Genomic DNA, 20,303 nt, shown 5'->3' on the forward strand with positions numbered 1-20,303 from the left:
GGTGGTGGCCCACACCATCGCCGACGTTTCCGTCACCGACGGACGGGGCATGCCAGAGGGCAGGACCAACCGACACCGGCACGACGGAGGAGTCGAGATGAGCATCGCCGACAAGGCCAGGAACAAGGCCGAAGAGATGAAGGGCGCCGCCAAGGAGAAGTTCGGCGACGCCACCGACAACGAGCGCATGCGGGCCGAGGGGTCGGCGGAGAAGACCGGTGCGCGGGCCAAGCAGGCCGGTGAACACGTGAAGGACGCCGGCCGCGACGCGCGGGACGCGTTCCGGGGCTGACCGGCGCATCCGCGACGACGAAGAAGGGGACCCCGGCCCGGGGTCCCCTTCTCGCGTGTCGGCGGGTCAGGCCGGCATGGCCGAGGCCTGCTTGCGCCACCAGCGCTGGCCGGAGTCGGGCAGCGTGTCGATGGGGTCGTAGTAGGCGTAGCGCTTGTCGTAGACCTCGTCGTCGTCGGTCTCGATCGAGGTCCGGTAGTTCTTCGTCCAGTACGAGATGCCGTGCTCGCGGTCGTACTCGGTGAGCATGTGGACCCAGCGCTTGCCGACGAAGGGGACGTCGCAGACGATCCGCGGGGTGGCGTAGCCGGGCAGGTAGCCCATCAGGTCGTGTTGGAGCTGCTGGGCGTGCCAGACCGGGACGCGCCAGTGTTCGGCGTTGGGGATCATGTCGCACATGTAGAAGTAGTAGGGCAGGATCCCGGCCTCGCCCTGCAGCGCGAAGCACAGGTCGAGCAGGTCGGTGACGGTGGCGTTGACGCCGCGCATCAGGACGCCCTGGTTGCGTACGTCGCGTACGCCGACGTCGAGCGCGGTCTGGGCGGCGCGGGCGACGAGCGGGGTCAGCGACTGGGCGTGGTTGACGTGGGTGTGGATGGCGAGGTTGACGCCGCGGCGGGCGGCGGTGCGGGCGACGCGTTCGAGTCCTTCGACGACGTCGGGCTGCAGCCAGTGCTGGGGCAGGCCCATGAGGGCCTTGGTGGCGAGCCGGATGTCGCGGATGGTTTCGATGTCGAGCAGTCGCATGAGGTAGTTCTCGAGGTTGCGCCAGGGGACGTTGGCGACGTCGCCACCGGAGACGACGACGTCGCGTACGCCGGGGTGGGCGCGCAGGTAGGCGATGTGGGCGTCGTAGCGGTCGACGGGTTTGAGGGTGAGTTTGAGTTTGTCGACGGCGGGGGTGGAGTTGCCGACGAGGTCCATGCGGGTGCAGTGGCCGCAGTACTGGGGGCAGGTGGAGAGCAGTTCGGCGAGGACCTTGGTGGGGTAGCGGTGGGTGAGTCCTTCGGCGACCCACATGTCGTGTTCGTGGAGTGAGTCGCGGCTGGCGTAGGGGTGGGAGGGCCAGTCGGTGCGGCGGTCGGAGGCGATCGGGATCATGTAGCGCCGGATCGGGTCGGCGCGCAGCGTGTCGGTGGTGACGGGGCCGGTCGGGACCATGGTGTTGATCATCTGGGGTGGGATGAGCATGGACATGGTGGCGAGTTCGGCCTGGTCGGCGGTGAGGTCGGCGTAGAAGGTGTCGTCGACGAGGTCACCGAGGACGGCGTGGAGTTGTTTGGTGTTCTTGACGCAGTTGACGCGCTGCCATTGGGCGGATTCCCACTGTTCGCGGGTGATGTGGCGCCAGCCGGGGAAGCGGGTCCAGTCGGGTTCGACGAGTTCGCGTCGGTGGTAGTCGTACGGCTGTCCGGCGGTGGGGCGCGCTCCGGGGGTGGTGGGCGCGGGGTGCGTGGGGCGGTGTTCCGCCTCCCTGGGGTGCGTCACGGACCCTCCTGGTGTGTGCGCGGTGGGTGGTTACCCGGTTGAGGCCGCCTGAGGCTACTGGAAATCCTCCTGCAGAGGAACTATTCTGCCGTAAGTTTTCCCGCGTCGCGAGTGGCTGCCAAACGAGAGGGGTTGCGATGACGTCGCCGGTCGGGCTGCACCGGGTGGTCGAGCCGGTGGGCGTGTTGCCGCAGGCCGCCTGGCGGTTGGATGCGAGCCCGCGGGTCGGGCCGGACGAGGTGCTGATCGACGTCGAGCGGCTGAACCTGGACGCGGCGAGCTTCCGGCAGTTGTCGGAGAAGCACGGTGGTGACGGCGCGGCGGTGCGGGCCGAGGTGCTGGAGATCGTCACGTCGCGCGGCAAGATGCACAATCCGGTCACCGGGTCGGGCGGGATGCTGGTCGGTACGGTCCGTGCGGTGGGGCCGGAGTCGCCGTTGGGGCTGAAGGTCGGTGACCGGGTGGCGACGCTGGTGTCGTTGACGTTGACGCCGCTCTCGGTCGACGACGGCCTGGCCGGCTGGGACGGTCTGGGTGAGCAGGTGCCGTGTTCGGGGCACGCGGTGTTGTTCGCGCGGTCGATCGCGGCGGTGCTGCCGGACGACCTGGATCCGCGGTTGGCGCTGTCGGTGCTGGACGTGTGTGGTGCGCCGGCGTTGACCGACCGGGTGGTGCGCGGGTACGCGGCGCCGACGGTGGCGGTGCTCGGCGGGGCCGGCAAGAGCGGGTCGCTGGCGTTGGTGGCGGCGCGCCGGGCGGGCGCGGCGCGCACGGTGGGTGTGGTGCCGGTGGCCGGTGAGCGGGAGCGGCTGGTCGCGGCGGGGTTGGCGGACGAGGTGGTGTTGGCGGACGCGCGGGATCCGGTGGGGTTGTCGGCGGCGGTGGCGGGCGCGTTGGGTGGGCCGGCGGACGTGACGGTGGTGTGTGTGGATGTGCCTGGTTGCGAGCACGGGGCGATTCTGTCGACGGTGGACGGCGGGACGGTGATCTTCTTCTCGATGGCGACGAGTTTCGCGGCGGCGGCGTTGGGTGCGGAGGGGTTGGCCGCGGATGTGTCGATGCTGGTCGGTAACGGTTATGTGCCGGGGCATGCGGAGTTCGCGTTGGGGTTGGTGCGGGCGGAGGCGGGTGTGCGTGGGTTGTTCGAGGCGCGGTTGGCGGCAGACTGATGGGCATGACTGATGCCTCTGTGCGCGAAGCCGGCCGTTCGGTGCTCTACCGGGGTGGCCGGTTCTACTGTCCGGCGGAGCCGACGGCGACGGCGATGCTGGTGCGGGACGGGTTGATCGCGTGGTTGGGGGTGGACGCGGACGCGCCGGCGGCGGATGCGGTGGTGGATCTGGGTGGGGCGTTGGTGACGCCGGCGTTCGTGGACGCGCACGTGCACGTGACGGATACCGGGTTGGTGTTGTCGGGGCTGGATCTGTCGGGGGTGCGGTCGCCGGGTGAGTTGTTGGCGGCGGTGGCGGGGTTCGCGGCGGGGTTGCCGGCGGATGCGGTGGTGATCGGGCACGGGTGGGACGAGTCGACGTGGTCGGATCAGGTGCCGCCGGGGCCGGCGGAGTTGGATCGGGCGGCGGCGGGTCGGCGGGTGTATCTGTCGCAGGCGTCGGTCCATTCGGCGTTGTGTTCGTCGGCGTTGTTGGCGGCGGCGCCGGCGGTGCGTACGACGGAGGGGTTCGACGGGTCGGGGTGGGTGCGGGAGGCGGCGCACCATGTGGTGCGCGAGTTGGCGTTGGGGTCGGTGTCGGTGGCGCAGCGGGCGGCGGTGCAGCGGGCGGCGTTGGGGCATGCGGCGTCGTTGGGGGTGGCGGCGGTGCACGAGTGTGGTGGGCCGGGTACGTCGAGCGAGGCGGATTTCGTGGGGTTGCTGGGGTTGTCGGGGGCGGGGTTGCCGGAGGTGTACGGCTACTGGGGTGAGTTGATGGGGGTGGCGCGGGCGCGGGAGTTGGGTGCGGTGGCGGCGGGTGGGGATCTGTACGCGGACGGGGCGTTGGGGTCGCGTACGGCGCATGTGTCGCAGGCGTATCTGGATGGTGACCGGGGTTGTGGGGCGGGGTTCGTGTCGGTGGATCAGGTGCGGGACCACCTGGTGGAGTGTGTGGGGTCGGGGTTGCAGGGCGGGTTCCACGCGATCGGTGACGAGGCGATCGCGACGGTGTTGTCGGGGTTCGGGGCGGCGGCGCGGGAGGTGGGGTTGGCGCGGTTGCGGGCGGGGCGGCATCGGATCGAGCATGCGGAGTTGGCGGACAAGGCGATGATCGGCCGGTTCGTGGAGTTCGGGATCGTGGCCAGTATGCAGCCGGCGTTCGATCGGTTGTGGGGTGGTGCGGGGCGGATGTACGAGCAGCGGTTGGGGTTGGCGCGGTCGTTGGATTCGAATCCGTTCGGTGCGATGCACGGGGTGGGTGTGGCGTTGGCGTTCGGTTCGGATTCGCCGGTGACGCCGGTGGATCCGTGGGGTTCGGTGCGGGCGGCGGTGTCGCATTTCAATCCGGTGCACCGGATGAGTGTTCGGGCGGCGTTCGCGGCGCACAGTCGGGGTGGTTGGCGGGCATTGCCGCCTGAGGTGGGGCGGGTGATGGACGGGGTGTTGGCGTTGGGGGCGCCGGCGACGTTCGCGGTGTGGGATGTGGCGACGGAGGTGGTGGGTGGGATGCCGGTGTTGGTGGCCGAGGATCCGGATCTTCGGGGGCCGGCGGATCCGACTCCGCTTCCGGTGTGTCGGCGTACGGTGTCGCGCGGCCAAGTGATCTTCGACAGGGAGTGATCGTGGGCAAGTTGGATCTGGATCCGGTGCTGGTGGGCCGGGCGCGGGAATTGGCGCGGCGGGCGGGTCAGCCGGTGGTGGATCTGGCGCGTGGTCATACGACGGTGTCGGTGGAGCGGGCGGTGTTGCGGCTGGCCGGGGTGTCGGGTGCGGATCCGGACGGGATTCCGTGGGTGAACCGGTTGGTGGACGCGGTCGTCGCCGACGTGGGGCTGGGGCACGGGGTGGCGGTGCCGGTGTTCGAGGCGATGGCGCGTGAGGGTGTCGACGACGTGACGTTGCTGGCGCAGAAGGCGGCGGCGGGGTCGGTGCGGTTCGTGGTGCCGTCGGGGCGGGGGGCGTCGGCGGCGCGGCGGGCGTCGCGTCGGGCGGTGGCGGCGGGGGTGCGGCGTATCGATCGGCGGCGGGCGGAGCGGGAGCGGCTGGTGCGGCGGTGGGGGGATCCGCCGCGGCGGCCGTGGATCTATCTGATCGTGGCGACGGGGGACATCTACGAGGACATTCCGCAGGCGCAGGCGGCGGCGCGGGCGGGTGCGGACGTGATCGCGGTGATCCGGTCGACGGGGCAGTCGTTGTTGGACTATGTGCCGGAGGGGGCGACGCGGGAGGGGTTCGCGGGGACGTACGCGACGCAGGAGAATTTCCGGTTGATGCGGGCGGCGTTGGACGAGTCGTCGCGGGAGTTGGGGCGTTATGTGCGGTTGACGAATTACGCCTCTGGGTTGTGTATGCCGGAGATGGCGACGCTCGCGGGGTTGGAGCGGCTGGACATGATGTTGAACGATTCGATGTACGGGATTCTGTTCCGGGACATCAATCCGGTGCGGACGTTCGTCGATCAGCGTTTTTCGCGGCAGGTGCACGCGCGGGCGGGGATCATCATCAATACCGGTGAGGACAATTATCTGACGACGGCGGACGCGGTCGACGAGGCGCACACGGTGACGGTGTCGCAGTTGTTGAACGAGTTCTTCGCGCATGAGGCGGGGTTGGCGGACTGGCAGTTGGGGTTGGGGCACGCGTTCGAGATCAATCCGGATGTGCCGGAGTCGTTGCGGTTGGAGTTGGCGCACGCGTTGTTGGCGCGGGAGTTGTTTCCGGATGCGCCGTTGAAGTGGATGCCGCCGACGAAGCACATGACCGGGGACGTGTTCCGGGGGAATCTGCTGGACGGTTTCTTCAATCTGGTGGGTGCGCTGACCGGTCAGGGGATCCTGCTGGTGGGGATGATGACCGAGGCGGTGGTGACGCCGTGGTTGTCGGACCGGGACATCGCGTTGCAGAACGTGCGGTACGTGCTGGGTGCGGCGGGCGGGTTGGCGGAGGATTTCGTGCCGGCGCCGGGCGGGTTCATCCAGGCGCGGGCGAACCAGGTGTTGGGTGAGGCGGTGTCGTTGTTGGAGCGGATCGTCGACGACACGCTGTTGCGGGCGATCGCGGACGGGACGTTCGGGATCATGCGGCGGCCCGCGGACCGGGGCAAGGGCCTGGACGGGGTGGCGCGGCAGGAGGCGGGCTACTACAACCCGGCTACGGAGATCCTGGAGTCGGCTTCAGCGGGCGGGGGCGCGCCCGGTGAGCGCGAGGAGTGCAGCGAAGCGGAGCCCCGCAGTCGCGAACGGAAGGCAGGCACCGTGAGCGCGGTGGACCAGAGGCAGATCGTGCGGCCGTACGGGGACACGACCGGGGACGGCATGGTGCAGGTGTCGTTCACGTTGCCGGTGCCGCACGACAAACGGGCCGAGGGCGCGGCGTTGCAGTTGGCGGCGAAGATGGGGCTGGATCCGGCGATGCTGGTCCATTCGCGGCAGATGGGGGACGGGTTCACGTTCTTCGTCGTGTACGGGCGGGTGAACCATCTGGTGGATCTGTCGAAGGTGGAGGTGGTGGAGCGGGACTTTCCGCTGCTGTCCGCCAAGGAGGTCAACGCGTTGGTGAAGCGCCGGTTGCGGCGCAAGTTGTCGGTGGTGGGTGCGTGTATCGGTACGGACGCGCACACGGTGGGCATCGACGCGATCCTGAACGTGAAGGGGATCGCGGGTGAGAAGGGCCTGGAGTACTACCGGGAGTTGAAGGTGACGAACCTGGGTGCGCAGGTGAGTGTGCCGGATCTGGTGGAGGCGGCGCGGGCGGAGCGGGCGGACGCGGTGCTGGTGTCGCAGGTGGTGACGCAGCGGGATGCGCATCTGCACAACACGCGGGAGATGTCGGCGGCGTTCCGGGAGGCGTTGCCGGCGGGTCGGCGGCCGCTGCTGGTCGTGGGTGGGCCGCGGTTCGACGAGAAGATGACCGGCGAGTTGGGTGTGGACCGGATCTTCGGTCGGGGTACGACGCCCGGTGAGGTCGCGAGTTACCTGGTTCACGCGTTGATCACGAGCAAGGTGGGGGCATGAGCGAGCGGGTGGACGTTATGAGCGGCGACGAGCGGCTGGGGTTGACGGTGACGCACCGCAGGTACGTGCCGTATTCGCACGCGCACTACGCGGGGAACCTGGTCGACGGGGCGTACGCGTTGGGGTTGTTCGGGGATGTGGCGACGGAGGTGTGTATCCGTACCGACGGTGACGAGGGGTTGTTCGCGTCGTACTCGGATGTGCAGTTCCGGGCGCCGGTGCGGGCCGGTGACGTGGTGGAGGTGTCGGCGACGGTGACGCGGGTCGGGACGCGGTCACGGACGTTGGAGTTCGTGTGTGCGGTGGTGTGTCGTGGTGAGGGTGCGGGTTCGGTGGCGTCGGTGCTGCCGGAGCCGCTGGTGGCGGTGACGGCGACCGGCACGGTGGTCGTTCCGTCGCGTCCGTGATCCGGGTCGGCCGTCGGTGACGTACGCGGTCTGTGCCGATGTCGGGTCGACGTTCACGAAGGTGGCGGTCGTCGACCTGGCCGGCGGCGGTCTGATCGGGTCGGCGTCGGGGCCGACGACGGTGGGTTCGGACGTGTTGCGTGGTCTGGACGCGGCGGTGGCGGCGGCGACCGTCGGGTTGGGGCCGTCGGATGTGCCGTGGCTGGTGTGTTCGTCGGCCGGCGGCGGGTTGCGGCTGGCGGTGGTCGGCTACGAGGAGTTGGTGACGGCGCAGGCCGGGGCCCGGGTCGGGCTGTCGGCGGGGGCGCGGGTGGTGCACGTTTCGGCGGGCCGGCTGGACGCGGCGGGTGTGTCGGCGTTGCGGGCGGCGCGGCCGGACGTGGTGCTGCTGGTCGGTGGCACCGACGGCGGTGACGCCGAGGTGCTGGTCGGTAACGCGGGCCGGTTGGCGCGGGCCCGGTGGCGGGTGCCGGTGGTGGTGGCCGGCAACGTCGACGTGCGTGACGAGGTGGTGGCGGTGCTGGCCGGGCGGGGGGTGCCGGTGTCGGCGGCCGACAACGTGCTGCCCCGGATCGGGGTGTTGGCGCCGGGGTCGGCGCGGGCGGCGATCCGGGAGGTGTTCCTGCGGCATGTGATCGGCGGTAAGCGGCTGTCGCGGGGGCCGCGGTTCGGTGCGCTGGTGCGGGCGGCGACCCCGGACGCGGTCCTGACCGGGGTGGAGGCGCTGGCCGGCCAGGTCGGCGGTGACCTGCTGGTGGTGGATGTGGGTGGGGCGACCACGGACGTGTATTCGGTGTTGACGCCGGACGAGCGGGCGACGGGCCCGGGTCGGGAGGTTGCCGGCACGTGGTGGCGGGCCCGGACGGTCGAGGGCGATCTGGGGATGCGGTGGAGTGCGCCGGGGTGGTCGCGGCGGCGGGGCTGGAGCGGCTGCTGGCGCCGGGTGAGGGGGACGGGTTGGCGGTGGCGGCGGCGGCGCTTGCGGCGGATCCGTCGACGCTCGTCGGCGCGGGTGGTGCGGTCGATCGGCGGATCGCGGAGTTGGCGGTGACGGTGGCGTTGCGTCGGCATGCCCGCGGTGGTGGGCGTGGCGAGCGGGGGGCGCGGGATCTGCGGGACGTGCGGCTGGTGGTGGGGTCGGGTGGGGTGTTGCGGCACGGGGTGGCCGGTGCGGGTGCGGGGGTGTTGGCGGCGGCGTTGGCGGACCATGCGGGTGGGTGGGCGGTGCCGCGGGCGCCGCGTACGGTCGTCGACGTCGACTACGTGTTGGCGGCGGCCGGGTTGTTGGCGGACGGGTTTCCGGTGGCGGCGGCGGGGTTGTTGCGGGGGTTGGCCGGTACGTCGGACAGGTGATCGGGACGCAACACGCCAGGGCGACACGCCGGTGTTTTCGATGTCTGCCGTTGCGGCTGTTGACAGGTCCTGGGGTGGTGCACGTACCGTCTTTGAGTCCTACAACGGGAAGCGGCTGTTGTTCGCTTCGTCCCTTCGTCTGCTGGCCGCGCGGCAACGAGTCGCCACGGCCAGGTCCAGTGGGCGGGGGTCGGCGGGGCGGCGCGAACCGGCTGCGACTACCGGTGTGTGGGCAGGGGGAAATGCGCGGCCAGTAGACAACGGCATGACGGGGGCAGCCAGCCGCCGCCTTGTCGGTCCGAAGGTCGGGTGGGTCGCCACTGCCGCACCGGCCGGGAAGGGCCTGGGAGCATCGGGGCGTGACCGTGACGGTCACGCCCCGATTTCCGTTTCCGGTGGTGAACCCGCCGATCGTCCGGTGCGTACGGCTTTGTGCGCGGTGCCGTTCGACGGCCCGGTAGCGTTGCGGGGATGGACCGTCGCCGGGGTGTGCCGGCGGCGGCCGGGTCACGGGTGAGGCGCGGGTGGCGATGGTGCAGACGGCCGGTGCGGACCGGTCGGGTTCGGGTCCGGGGTCGCGGGGTCCGGTGACGGAGGTGCCGGCCGGCGGGTCGGCGCGGCGGCCGCTGCCGTGGTGGCTGTCACTTCCGGCGGCGGTCGGTGCGGGGCTGGCGCTGCTGGTGTCGTTTCCGCCGTACGGCCGGTGGTGGCTGGCGCCGGTCGGGGTGGCGTTGTTCGCGGTGGCGGTGCACCGACGGCGGCCGGTGGCCGGGTTCGGGTACGGGGCGTTGGCCGGTGCGGTGTTCTTCGTGCCGTTGCTGTCCTGGACGAACCTGCACCTGAGCAATCTGCCGTGGCTGCTGCTGTCGGGGCTGGAGTCGGTGTACCTGGGGCTGCTGGGTGCGGTGGCGGCGTACGTGAGTCCGGTCGTCGACCGGATGCGGTGGTCGTGGCCGGCGGTGACCGGGGTGTTGTGGGTGGCGCAGGAGGCGTTGCGGGACCGGACGCCGTTCGGCGGGTTCCCGTGGGGCCGGTTGGCGTTCAGTCAGGACGAGTCGCCGCTGCTGCGGCTGGCGGCGGTCGGTGGGGCGCCGCTGGTGACGTTCGCGGTCGGGGTCGCCGGCGGGTTCGTGGTGGCGGCGCTGTGGCGGTCGTGGCGGGCCGTGGACCGGGCCGGGCTGGTGCGGGTGGCGGCCGGGCTCGTCGGGGCGGTGGTGGTGGTCCTGGTCGGGTTCGCGGCGCCGGTCGGTGGCACCTCGTCGACCGGTACGGCGGTGGTGGCGGTGGTGCAGGGCAACGTGCCGCGGATGGGTTTCGATTTCAACGCGCAGCGGCGGGCGGTGCTGGACAATCACGTCAACGGCACCGTCGAGCTGGCGCGCCGGGTCGCGGCCGGCGAGCAGGAGCGGCCGGACCTGGTGGTGTGGCCGGAGAACTCCAGCGACATCGACCCGTTGCGGAACCCGGACGCGGCGGCGCGGATCTCGGTGGCGGCCGACGCGATCGGGGCGCCGATCCTGGTCGGTGCGGTGCTGCGGGGGCCGGAGCCGGGCCAGGTCCGCAACGTGGGTCTGGTGTGGCAGCCGGGGACCGGGGTCGAGGAGCGGATGTACGTCAAGCGGCATCCGGTGCCCTTCGCGGAGTACGTGCCGTTGCGGGACATCGCGCGGATGGTCAGCAAGGAGGTCGACCGGGTGGCGTCGGACTTCGTGCCGGGCTCGGAGCCGGGGGTGTTGCGGTTGGGGCCGGCGGTCGTCGGTGACGTCATCTGTTTCGAGGTGGCGTACGACGGGATCGTCCGGGACACGGTGGTCGGGGGTGCGCAGTTGCTGGTGGTGCAGACGAACAACGCGACGTTCAACGAGGCCGAGGCGCGGCAGCAGTTGGCGATGGTGCGGCTGCGGGCGGTCGAGCACGGCCGGGAGGCGTTGATGGCGTCGACGGTCGGGGTGTCCGGGTTCGTCGGCGTCGACGGGCGGGTATTCGACGGCACCGGGTTCAACACCGCCGAGGTGATCGTGCGGGAGTTGGCGCTGCGGGAGGGGCGCACGATCGCGACCCGGGTCGGGTTCTGGCCGGAGGTGCTGCTGGTGGTGGCCGCGGGCATGGTGGTGGCCGGCGCGGTGGTGCTGCGGCGGCGGTCCCGGCCGGGTGCGGCGGTCGTGGTGTCCGGTGACGTGGTCGGGAAGGATTCGGAGGAACGGTGAGCGACGTGGACGGGCAGGAGTCGTACCTGGAGGGTTATCCGGGTGTCGGCCGGGTGCTGGTGGTCATCCCGACGTACAACGAGGCCGACAACGTCGGCGTGATCACGTCGCGGGTGCGGCGGGCGGTGCCGTCGGTCGACATCCTGATCGCCGACGACAACAGCCCGGACGGCACCGGTGACGTCGCCGACGCGCTGGCGGCCGACGATCCGCGGGTGCACGTGCTGCACCGGCCGGGCAAGCAGGGGCTGGGCGCCGCGTACGTGGCGGGGTTCGCCGTCGCCCGCGAGCGCGGCTACGACGCGGTCGTGGAGATGGACGCCGACGGGTCGCACGCGCCGGAGGAGCTGCCGCGGCTGCTGGACGCGGCCCGGGGCGCCGACGTGGTGATCGGTTCGCGGTGGGTGCGTGGCGGGAAGGTCGTCAACTGGCCGTGGCACCGGCAGCTGCTGTCGCGTGGCGGGAACCTGTACACGCGGCTGGCGTTGGGGATGCCGGTCCACGACGCGACCGGCGGCTACCGGGTGTACCGGCTGCCGGCCCTGGAGAAGATCGATTTCGAGTCGGTGGCGTCGCAGGGCTACTCGTTCCAGGTGGAGCTGTCGCGGCGGGTGCACCGGGCCGGGCTGCGGATCGTGGAGGTGCCGATCACGTTCGCCGAGCGGGAACGGGGCGCGTCGAAGATGAGTTCGGTGATCGTCGGCGAGGCGTTGTGGCGGGTGACGATGTGGGGTGCCCGGGACCGGCGGGACGCGGTGACCCGGGCGGTGCGGGGTCGTACCGACGCCCACGCGCGCTGGCCGTGACCGGTACGCGTGTCATGCTTGACCGGTTGGACCTCGAGCTTGGGGATGTGAGCTGACATGCGCGGCAGGCTCCGCTACGTGCCGTTGGCCCTGCTGGCCCTCGCGGTCGTCGAGGTCGTGGTGTTCGTGTTCGTCGGCCGGGCGATCGGGTTCGGGTGGACGATCCTGATCGGACTGGCCGCGTCGGTGCTCGGCATGTGGCTGCTGCGCCGGGAGGGGCTGCGGGCCTGGCGCGGGTTCCGGGACGCGGCACAGTCGGGTTCCCCGCCCGGTGAACAGGTCACCGACGGCGTCGTCGGGCTGGCCGCCGGGCTGCTGCTGGCCGCGCCCGGCCTGGTGTCCGGTGCGGTCGGGCTGCTGCTGGCCGTGCCGCCGGTGCGCCGGCTGACGCGGCGCCGGGTCCAGGTCGCCGCCGAGCGGCGGGTGTCGTCGGCGGTCGCCGGCGACCTGTTCGGTCCCCGCCGGGTGCGCGTACACCGGGGTGAGCCCGCGGCGGAGCCGGCCGGGCCGACGCTGACCAAGCCGGAACCGGGCGCGGCGGCGGCTCCGGAGCCCGCGGGGCCGACCGAGGTCATCGAGGGCGAGATCGTCGAGCCGGGCCCGCGCCGCTGACGACACGCCCGGCCGTCGCCGGGCTGCCCCGGTACGGCCCGCGTAGGATCTGCCGGCGATGACGACGATGCGAAACGGGCGTACGGCCGCAGACCAGGACACGGCGCCGACGCTGGCGGAAACCGGGCCGCAGGATACGACGGCCGAGACCCGGCCGTGCGCGCACTGCGGCCGGCCGGTGCCGCAACGGGCCGCGGCCGGCCGGCCGTTCCGCTACTGCCGCGACAACGACGGCGCCTGCCAGCGCGAGTCCCGGAACACCCGGATGCGGCACCGCAACTCGCCGGGGCTGGCCGGTCAGGTCGCCCGCACCTGGGAGGCCGTGGACCGGCTCGACCAGGTCGTCGACACCCTCACCGAGGCGTTGCACGCCGAACTGTCGCCGGCCGGGGTGGAGCGGCGGCTGGCCGAGGCCGACGCGTCCGCCGCCGCCCGGGTCGCGGCCGCGCACGCCGAACGTGACGAGGCCCGCGCCGACGCCGAAGCCGCCGCCCGCGCCGCCGGGCAGGCCCGACAGCAGGCTTCGGCGGCGGAGCAGGCCCGCGACGCCGCCCGCGCCGACGCCGACGCGGCCCGGGAGCGGGCGGAGCGGGCCGGGCTGCGCGCCGACGCCGCCCTGGTCGAGCGGGACACCGCCCGCGGGCAGGCCAGCGCCGCCGACGCGCTGCGGGAGCGGGCCGAACAGGATCGCGACACCGTACGCGGCGAACTGGTCGCCGCCCGCGCCGACGCCGACCGGGCCGGCCGGGAACTTGCCGGGCTGCGCCGGGAACTGGCCGCCGCCGTCGCCGACCGGGACACCGCCCGCGCCGACGCGCAGCGGGCGACGCAGGCCGCCGCCGACGCGGTCGCCCAGGCCGAACGGTCCCGGGACGAGGCGGGATCGGCGCGGGCCCGGGCCCAGGAGGCGACCCGTGACGCCGAACACGCCCGGACCCTCGCCGAACAGGCCCGGACCGTCGCCGGGCAGGCCGAGGGCGACGCCGCCCGGGCCCGTACGGCCGCCGACGACGCGGTCCGCGCCCGGGACGCGGCCCTCGCGGAACGGGACCGGGTCGCCGGCGAGCTGCGCGCCGCCGCCGCCACGGCCGCCGCCGCCCGCGCCGACGCCGAGCAGCTCACGGCACGGCTGGCCGCGACGCGGGCCGACGCCGACGCCGCCCAGGCCCGCGCCGGGCAGCTGTCCGGCCAGGTCACCGATCTCGCGGCGGCGCTGGCGGCGCTGGGCGCCGCGACCCGCCCACCGGCCGGCGGCGTACCGTCGGTGTAGCGGTACGGCGTAGCGGGCAGTATCACCCCGGGTGACCGGGCGACCGGTGGCTGGTTCGGGCTATCCTCGGAGCGTTTGTCCGACGCCGTCCGGCGGGAATCGCCGGGATGCCGCACGTCGTTACATTCAGCGAGAAGCTTTGTCAGGTGCACCCCGGCGACGGGGCCACCACCACCGCACCACGTACGGAATACCAGCACCACGACCGAGGGGAAAGCCGATCATGGGCGAGCGCATGCTGCGCGGCAGCCGTCTGGGAGCAGTCAGCTACGAGTCCGACCGCAACACCGAACTCGCTCCGCGCCAGACCCGCGAGTACCTGTGTCTGAAGGGCCACCAGTTCGAGGTCCCGTTCGCCGTCGACGCCGAGGTCCCCACGACCTGGGAGTGCAAGTTCGACGGCAGCGTCGCGCGCCTGGTCGACGGCAGCGAGCCGGAGCAGAAGAAGGCCAAGCCGCCGCGTACGCACTGGGACATGCTCCTGGAGCGGCGGTCGATCGCCGAACTGGAAGACATCCTGAACGAGCGACTGGACGAGGTCCGCGCCCGCCGCGGCGGCCGCTGACCCGCGAACACCGAACCGCCCCCGGGGTTGGCCCCGGGGGCGGTTTCGCCGTTGTGGGGTTCGCAGGGCCCGGTGGCCCACCCGTCCGGGCTGCGGACGGCGTCAGCCGCAGTTGGTGCCGCGCTTGCCGCCCTGGGTGCCGCTGATGCGGCCCATCCAGTCGACGCACCTGCCCGCCGCCTGCAGGTAGATCGGGCCGGCGTACGACCGGAACTGGTCGCCCTCGTAGGCCGTCCAGTGGCTCCCGACCGGGTGGATCGCGAGGCCCGCCTCGATGAGGACCGGCGAGCCGGCGGTGTTCCGCTTGGCGACCACGCAGTTGCGGCCGGTGGCCGCGCTGTAGGTGAGGAACACGGTCCCCTTGGCGCCGATCGCGGCGGAGTTCACGACGCCGTAGCCGGAACCGCACTCGCCCCCGTAGGTGGCCGCGTACGCCGGGGTCGCCGCGGTCAACGCTCCGGCCATCATCGCGGCGGCAACGGTGACGGTTGCGACGGTGGTCCTGACGAGCTTCATGTGTCTCCTCCGGGTCTGCTGAGGTGATCTCCCAGCGAGGGTCGAATACGGCACTTCGCCCCATTCTATGGATGGCGGGCGATGTCTTCCATTCGGCGGCCGCCGCCGGGGTCCCAGCTCCGACCGGCTCTGCCGTAGATTCCCTGTCGACCACCACCGGGAGGCGCAGATGGGAGAAGTCCGAACCGCCGGCGCGAAGGTCGCCACGCTCGCCGCGGCGGTCGTCCTGCTGACCACCGCCTGCGCCGGCCCCGAACCCGCGACCACCCCGGGCTCCACCGCCACCCCCGGACCCGACACCGCCACGACCGCCGCCGGCCCGACAGCGCCGGCGACCGACCCGGCGTTCGCCGACCTCGAAGCCGCGTACGACGCCCGGCTCGGCGTCTACGCCGTCGACACCGGTACCGGACGCACCGTGACGTGGCGGGCCGACGAACGGTTCGCGTACGCGTCGACGTTCAAGGCACTCGCCGCCGCGGCCGTCCTCGCCGCGACCACGCCCGCGCAACTCGACGCGACCGTCCGCTACGACCGCGCCGACCTCGTCGCCCACTCACCGGTCACGCAGCGGCACGTCGACACCGGCATGACCCTGCGCGCCCTGTGCGACGCCGCCGTCCGCCACAGCGACAACACCGCCGGGAACCTGCTGCTGGGCCACCTCGGCGGCCCGGCCGGCTTCGAACGGGCGCTGCGCGGCATCGGTGACGACACCACCAGCGTCGACCGGTGGGAAACCGACCTCAACCAGGCCACGCCCGGCGACGACCGGGACACCAGCACCCCGCGCGCCCTGGCCGCCGGCCTGCGCGCGTACGCCGTCGACGACGCCCTGACCGCCGACGACCGCGACGTCCTCAACGGCTGGCTGGCCGGCAACACCACCGGCGACGAACTCGTGCGTGCCGGCGTACCCGACGGCTGGACCGTCGGCGACAAGACCGGCGCCGGCGGCTACGGCACCCGCAACGACATCGCCGTCGTCCGGCCACCCGGCCGCGCACCCGTCGTACTCGCCGTCCTGTCCAGCCGCGACCACCGCGACGCCACGTACGACAACGCGCTGGTCGCGCAGGCGACCAGGATCATCGTCGGGCATTTTTAGCGGCCACCCGCCGGCCGCGCGGCCAGTGCCGCGGCCCGGCCGGCCGCGACCGCGACCGCTTCACGCAGGACCCGCGGATCGACGCCGGCCGCCGGCGCGAACACCGGCAGCCCGGCCGGCCCGACCGCGGCCACCGCCGGCGGCGGTGGCGGCAACGGCGGCACCCCGGTGGCGTACGCCGCCACCGCGTCCACCCCGGCCGGCGCGACCGGCTGCGGCACCGCCGGCGTCCGGGCCGCGCCGCGCCGCCGTAACCCCGCCAGCAGCTCGCCGCGTCCCCGGCCCCGCAACAGCAGCAGGACGAACGGATCCGCGTCCAGCAGCCACGACGCCTGGTAACACAGCGCCGCCGCGTGCCGGCACGGGAACTCGAAGTCGGCGCAGTCGCACTCCGGCTGCAGGTCACCCAGATCCGGCAGCAGCCGCACCCCGGCGTCGTCGGCGGCCGCGACCAGGTCGTGCGGCACCTCACCGTCGAGCAGCGCCGCCAGATAGCCGGCGTTGCCGGCCACCTCGTCGGCCAGCCGCTCCCAGCCGGCGTCGGCGAGCCGCTCCACGTACACCACGGTCGTGTACGTGGCCCCGTCGTCGCCGTACACGGGTGCGGCCAGCCGGCCGGGGGAGACCGTGATCGACCCGACGTGTCCGGTGTACGCGTACCGGCGGCCCTTGCGCAGTTGCTCGCCGTCCAGGGCGGTCTCCTCCATGGCGCGTACCCACGCCCGCCCCCACCACGACGCCGCGAACTGCCGCACCCGGCGGCCGCCGCGGCCGAACGCCGGAAAGCCGCGCACCCGGTCGTCGCTCACCGCAGCACCACCAGTTCGGCCAGTTCGGCGTCGGACAGTTCGGTCAACGCCGCCGCACCGGAGTGCAGGACCGTGTCGGCGAGCTCCCGCTTCGCGGACAGCATCGCCGCGATCCGGTCCTCGACCGTGCCCTCGGCCACCAGCCGGTGCACCTGCACCGGCCGGATCTGCCCGATCCGGTACGCGCGGTCGGTCGCCTGGTCCTCGACCGCCGGATTCCACCACCGGTCGAAGTGGACCACATGATCGGCCCTGGTCAGGTTCAACCCCGTCCCGGCCGCCTTCAACGACAACACGAACACCGGCACCGCACCGGCCTGGAACCGGTCCACCATCTCCTGCCGGCGCGGCAGCGACGTGCCGCCGTGCAGCAGCTCGCACCCGTACCCGCGGGCCCGCAGATGCCGGCGCAGCAGCCGGCCCATCGCCACGTACTGGCTGAAGACCAGGACCGCGCCGCCGCCGGCCACGATCGCGTCGACCAGCTCGTCGAGCAGCTCCAGTTTCCCCGACCGGCCGGCGAGGACCGGCTCGTCCTCCCTCAGGTACTGCGCCGGATGGTTGCAGATCTGCTTCAACGCCGTCAGCAGCGACACCACCGCACCGCGGCGGGCCATTCCGGCCGTACCCGGCAGCCGCGCCAACGCCTCGCGGACCACCGCCTCGTACAACGCGGTCTGCTCCACCGTCAACGCCACCGGCTGGTCGGTCTGCGTCTTCGCCGGCAGCTCCGGCACCACGTCCGGGTCCGACTTGCGCCGCCGGAGCAGGAACGGGCCGACCAGCCGCGCGAGCCGCCGCCCCGCCGCCTCGTCACCGGACTGGACCGGATCGGCCCACCGCCGCCGGAACGTCGTACGGCCGCCCAGCAGCCCCGGCGTGGTCCAGTCCAGGATCGCCCACAACTCGTCGAGGTTGTTCTCCACCGGCGTGCCCGTCAACGCGACCCGGGCCGGTGCGACGTCGGCGACCAGCCGCAACGCCCGCGCCGAGCGGGAATCCGGATTCTTCACGTGCTGCGCCTCGTCGGCGACGACCAGCGCCCACCCGCCACCGGCCAGCCGCTGCGCGTCCAGCCGCATCGTCGCGTACGTCGTCAGGACGAACCCGCCGGCGACCGCGGGAAGGGACCGGTCCGGGCCGTGGAACCGCGACACCGCGACCCCCGGCGCGAACCGGCGCACCTCCCGCTCCCAGTTGCCGAGCAGCGACGCCGGACACACCACCAGGGTCGGTCCCGCCGTCGCCGGATCGGCCTGCCGGTGCAGGTGCAGGGCGATCAGCGTGACCGTCTTGCCCAGCCCCATGTCGTCGGCCAGACACGCCCCCAACCCCAGCGACGTCATCCGGACCAGCCACCGCAGCCCACGCACCTGGTAGTCGCGCAACGTCGCCGCCAACCCGGCCGGTACCCCGACGTCGGCGTGCGACCGGTCGTCGCCCGGGGTGGCGAGCCGGTCCCGCAGCCGCGTCAACCAGCCGTCCGCGACCACCTCCACCGGCTCCCCGTCGACGACCGTCGCCCCCGACAGGACCGCCGCCAGCCCGTCCACCGCGGTCACCGCCGGCAGCGACCGCTGCCGGGCCCGGGCCACCACCTCCGGGGCGGCCAGCACCCACCGGTCCCGCAGCCGCACCACCGGCCGCCGCGCCGACGCCAGCACCTCCAGTTCGGCCGCCGTCAACGGCTCGCCGCCCAACGCCACCTGCCAGTCGAACGACAGCAGCGCGCCAGCGCCGAACACCCGACCGCCTCCGGCGCCGCCGGGTCCGGCGTCGGCCGCGCCGACCAGGGCCCGCACCGACACGTCCCGGTCCACCTCCCGGGGCCAGTGCACCGCCACCCCGGCCGCCGCCAGCCGCCCCGCCGCACCGTCGACCAGGTCGGCGACCTCGTCGTCACCGAGCACCATCCGGTCCGGGACCGGCCCGGACAGCAGCCGTCGCAGCGGCTCCCACACCCGCGCCGCCCGCCGTACCGCGAGCACCACGTCCTGCGGCGCCCGCGCGTCGAACCCGGCCGCCGACCCCGCCCACACCGGCGCCACGTCGGCGACCAGCCCCGGGGCGGCGAGCCCGTGCACCTGCACCACCGCCTGCCACGGGCCGGCGGCCGGGTCACCGCCGGGGATCTCCAGCCGCAGCGACACCCGTACCCCGGCGTCGACACCGGCGGCCAGTTCGGCGGCCCAGTCCCGCAGCCCGTCGACGCGCAGCGGCGCCCGGCCGGCGTACGCGGTCCCGTCCGCGTCCCGGCCGCGCGGCAGGTCGTCGGCGACCGCGTCCAGGAACGCCCGCAGCAGCGGATACGCGTCCGGCAGCCGGACCCCGCCGCCGTCCGACGGCAGCGGTACGGCACGTGCCCAGGCCGGCATCGCCGCACCCAGGGCACCGATCCGGCCGACGTCGTCGGCGTCGAGCGGGCCGACCCGCCACGCGTCGAACCCGGCGGGGGAGACCCCGGGCAGCAGCCGGCCCCGCGCCACCAGGTGCAGTGCCACGCCGGCGGCCGACGCCCAGAACGCGGCCGCCGGATGCGCGTGCGATCCCGCCCCGGCCAGTAGCGGCAGCGCCGCGCCAACCGGTAGCCGCCGGGCGGTGACCGTCGACACCGCGACACCGTCGCCGTCCGGGACCGCCACGGTCAGCTCACCGACGCTGCCGTCGTCCGGTCCGTCGTCGGGGAGCGGTCCGCCGTCGGGTGCCCAGAACGCCAGCCGGCCGGCCCGGGGTGGATCGGCCGGCTCGAAGGCCACCGCACACCGCTGCCACATCGTCGCCACGCCCGCCCCCGGATCCGCAAACTCAGTACGCCGTACGGAGTCCGCCCATTGTAGCCACGCCGCCACGGAGGTGGCCGCCGGTTCCGTGCCCGACCGAAGGCCACGGCTGGGGGATCCCCGTCCACCGCCCCGTTGGCAGGGCGATATGTGTCGAACGTCCGTCCTGGGCGGGGGTGCTTCGCGGAGTTGCGTTGTTGATCTGAGCGGGAGGGACCTTATCGAGCGTGGGTAAGGTTCCTCCCGCTCAGATCAACAATGAGGACCATCAACAACGGCCGGGCGCAACCGCCCTCGGCACCAGGCGGCGCCGGGCGACCAGACGGCCCCGGCGGCACCATTCAGACCAGTGTCTGCGTACACGTATGCGTATAGTTCAGATATGCCTAACAAGACGATCTACGTGTCCGACGACGACCTGCCGCTGTTCCAGCGTGCCCAGGAGATCGCCGGCGGCAAACTGTCCACGGCCATCGCCGCAGCGCTACGCCGCTACGTCGAGGTCGAGGAGGGGCGGCAGCAAGGCTACGAGGAGGTCATCGTCCGTGTCGGCCCCGGACTCGGCCGCAAACAACGCTTCTCCGGCACACTCCTGGCCGAGATGGAACAGACTGGCAACGAGCGCGACGAGACTTACCGCGTCTACCGCACCCGCACCGAGAAGTTCGTCGTCCATCACGAACGCTCCGAGGCCCACGTCAGCAACGGGCCGAACGCGGAGAGATACCGCACCGGCTGGCGCGCGTGGGTCGGCGACTGGAGCGCCAACCAGTCCTGGACGCGCATTCCGGCCGACTCGACCCTGCGCGTCGCCGACGACCTCGACGCCCTGCGCGAGATCATCCCGCACGAGCTGTACGAACTGGTGCTCGACGCGGTCAGCCACCCCACCGTCGAGGACCTGGACATCTAAAGGTCGCACCGGAC

16 protein-coding genes and 1 pseudogene are annotated in these 20,303 nt (G+C 72.9%); 13 read left to right on the forward strand and 4 right to left on the reverse strand.

Annotated features, from left to right (window positions below; genetic code table 11):
* The first annotated feature begins 97 nt into the window (after positions 1-97).
* Positions 98-292, forward strand: coding sequence for a CsbD family protein (locus tag Prubr_RS29685; protein ID WP_212818172.1), 195 nt, complete (start codon positions 98-100; stop codon positions 290-292).
* A gap of 66 nt (positions 293-358) precedes the next feature.
* Here the strand turns inward: Prubr_RS29685 and Prubr_RS29690 are convergent, their stop codons facing one another.
* Positions 359-1,780: a KamA family radical SAM protein gene (locus tag Prubr_RS29690; RefSeq protein WP_212818173.1), complete on the reverse strand. Its 1,422-nt coding sequence runs from the start codon at positions 1,778-1,780 to the stop codon at positions 359-361.
* Positions 1,781-1,917: 137 nt separating this feature from the next.
* Between Prubr_RS29690 and kdd the strand changes: the two genes are divergently transcribed.
* The 10 genes and pseudogenes from kdd (at position 1,918) to Prubr_RS29745 (ending at position 14,163) form a co-directional block, all read left to right on the forward strand.
* Positions 1,918-2,949 (forward strand): L-erythro-3,5-diaminohexanoate dehydrogenase, encoded by a 1,032-nt coding sequence (kdd, locus tag Prubr_RS29695; RefSeq protein WP_212818174.1) that lies wholly within the window; start codon positions 1,918-1,920, stop codon positions 2,947-2,949.
* A 95-nt stretch (positions 2,950-3,044) separates the two neighbouring features.
* Entirely contained in the window at positions 3,045-4,550 is a 1,506-nt protein-coding gene (locus Prubr_RS29700; RefSeq protein WP_212828696.1) for an amidohydrolase, read from the forward strand.
* The gene (gene kamD / locus Prubr_RS29705; RefSeq protein WP_246569065.1) at positions 4,550-6,943 is read left to right on the forward strand and encodes a lysine 5,6-aminomutase subunit alpha; all 2,394 of its coding nucleotides are present in this window, start codon (positions 4,550-4,552) and stop codon (positions 6,941-6,943) included. The genes Prubr_RS29700 and kamD overlap by 1 nt, the downstream gene beginning before the upstream one ends.
* Positions 6,940-7,350 carry a 3-aminobutyryl-CoA ammonia lyase gene (gene kal / locus Prubr_RS29715; protein ID WP_246567815.1) on the forward strand — a complete coding sequence of 137 codons (411 nt, stop codon included), beginning with the start codon at positions 6,940-6,942 and terminating at the stop codon, positions 7,348-7,350. Before kamD ends, kal begins: the two co-directional genes overlap by 4 nt.
* Before the next feature lie 61 nt (positions 7,351-7,411).
* Positions 7,412-8,703: pseudogene (locus Prubr_RS29720) on the forward strand (glutamate mutase L).
* Between the two features lie 530 nt (positions 8,704-9,233).
* Positions 9,234-10,910, forward strand: coding sequence for an apolipoprotein N-acyltransferase (lnt, locus tag Prubr_RS29725; protein ID WP_212828699.1), 1,677 nt, complete (start codon positions 9,234-9,236; stop codon positions 10,908-10,910).
* A gap of 5 nt (positions 10,911-10,915) precedes the next feature.
* Positions 10,916-11,716: a polyprenol monophosphomannose synthase gene (locus tag Prubr_RS29730; protein ID WP_246569067.1), complete on the forward strand. Its 801-nt coding sequence runs from the start codon at positions 10,916-10,918 to the stop codon at positions 11,714-11,716.
* Positions 11,717-11,773: 57 nt separating this feature from the next.
* Positions 11,774-12,328 (forward strand): FxsA family protein, encoded by a 555-nt coding sequence (locus tag Prubr_RS29735; RefSeq protein WP_212818175.1) that lies wholly within the window; start codon positions 11,774-11,776, stop codon positions 12,326-12,328.
* Positions 12,329-12,395: 67 nt separating this feature from the next.
* The gene (locus Prubr_RS29740) at positions 12,396-13,598 is read left to right on the forward strand and encodes a hypothetical protein (protein ID WP_425518071.1); all 1,203 of its coding nucleotides are present in this window, start codon (positions 12,396-12,398) and stop codon (positions 13,596-13,598) included.
* 223 nt (positions 13,599-13,821) lie between these two features.
* Positions 13,822-14,163, forward strand: coding sequence for an RNA polymerase-binding protein RbpA (locus tag Prubr_RS29745; RefSeq protein WP_212818176.1), 342 nt, complete (start codon positions 13,822-13,824; stop codon positions 14,161-14,163).
* Between the two features lie 102 nt (positions 14,164-14,265).
* On the opposite strand, the gene Prubr_RS29750 is transcribed toward Prubr_RS29745, so the two are convergent.
* Positions 14,266-14,679 (reverse strand): hypothetical protein, encoded by a 414-nt coding sequence (locus Prubr_RS29750; RefSeq protein WP_212818177.1) that lies wholly within the window; start codon positions 14,677-14,679, stop codon positions 14,266-14,268.
* 169 nt (positions 14,680-14,848) lie between these two features.
* Between Prubr_RS29750 and bla the strand changes: the two genes are divergently transcribed.
* On the forward strand, positions 14,849-15,787 hold the full coding sequence (bla, locus tag Prubr_RS29755; RefSeq protein WP_212818178.1) for a class A beta-lactamase: 939 nt from the start codon (positions 14,849-14,851) through the stop codon (positions 15,785-15,787).
* On the opposite strand, the gene Prubr_RS29760 is transcribed toward bla, so the two are convergent.
* Positions 15,784-16,596 (reverse strand): SWIM zinc finger family protein, encoded by an 813-nt coding sequence (locus tag Prubr_RS29760; RefSeq protein WP_246567819.1) that lies wholly within the window; start codon positions 16,594-16,596, stop codon positions 15,784-15,786. The two genes, bla and Prubr_RS29760, sit on opposite strands and share 4 nt — an antisense overlap.
* A complete protein-coding gene (locus Prubr_RS29765; protein WP_212828705.1) occupies positions 16,593-19,370 on the reverse strand; it encodes a DEAD/DEAH box helicase in 2,778 nt (925 codons plus the stop codon). The genes Prubr_RS29760 and Prubr_RS29765 overlap by 4 nt, the downstream gene beginning before the upstream one ends.
* A 388-nt stretch (positions 19,371-19,758) precedes the next feature.
* On the opposite strand from Prubr_RS29765, the gene Prubr_RS29770 reads away from it, so the two are divergent.
* Positions 19,759-20,289, forward strand: coding sequence for an EXLDI protein (locus Prubr_RS29770; protein WP_212818179.1), 531 nt, complete (start codon positions 19,759-19,761; stop codon positions 20,287-20,289).
* Positions 20,290-20,303: the final 14 nt, after the last annotated feature.

This window comes from Polymorphospora rubra (genome assembly GCF_018324255.1).
GTDB lineage: Bacteria > Actinomycetota > Actinomycetes > Mycobacteriales > Micromonosporaceae > Polymorphospora > Polymorphospora rubra.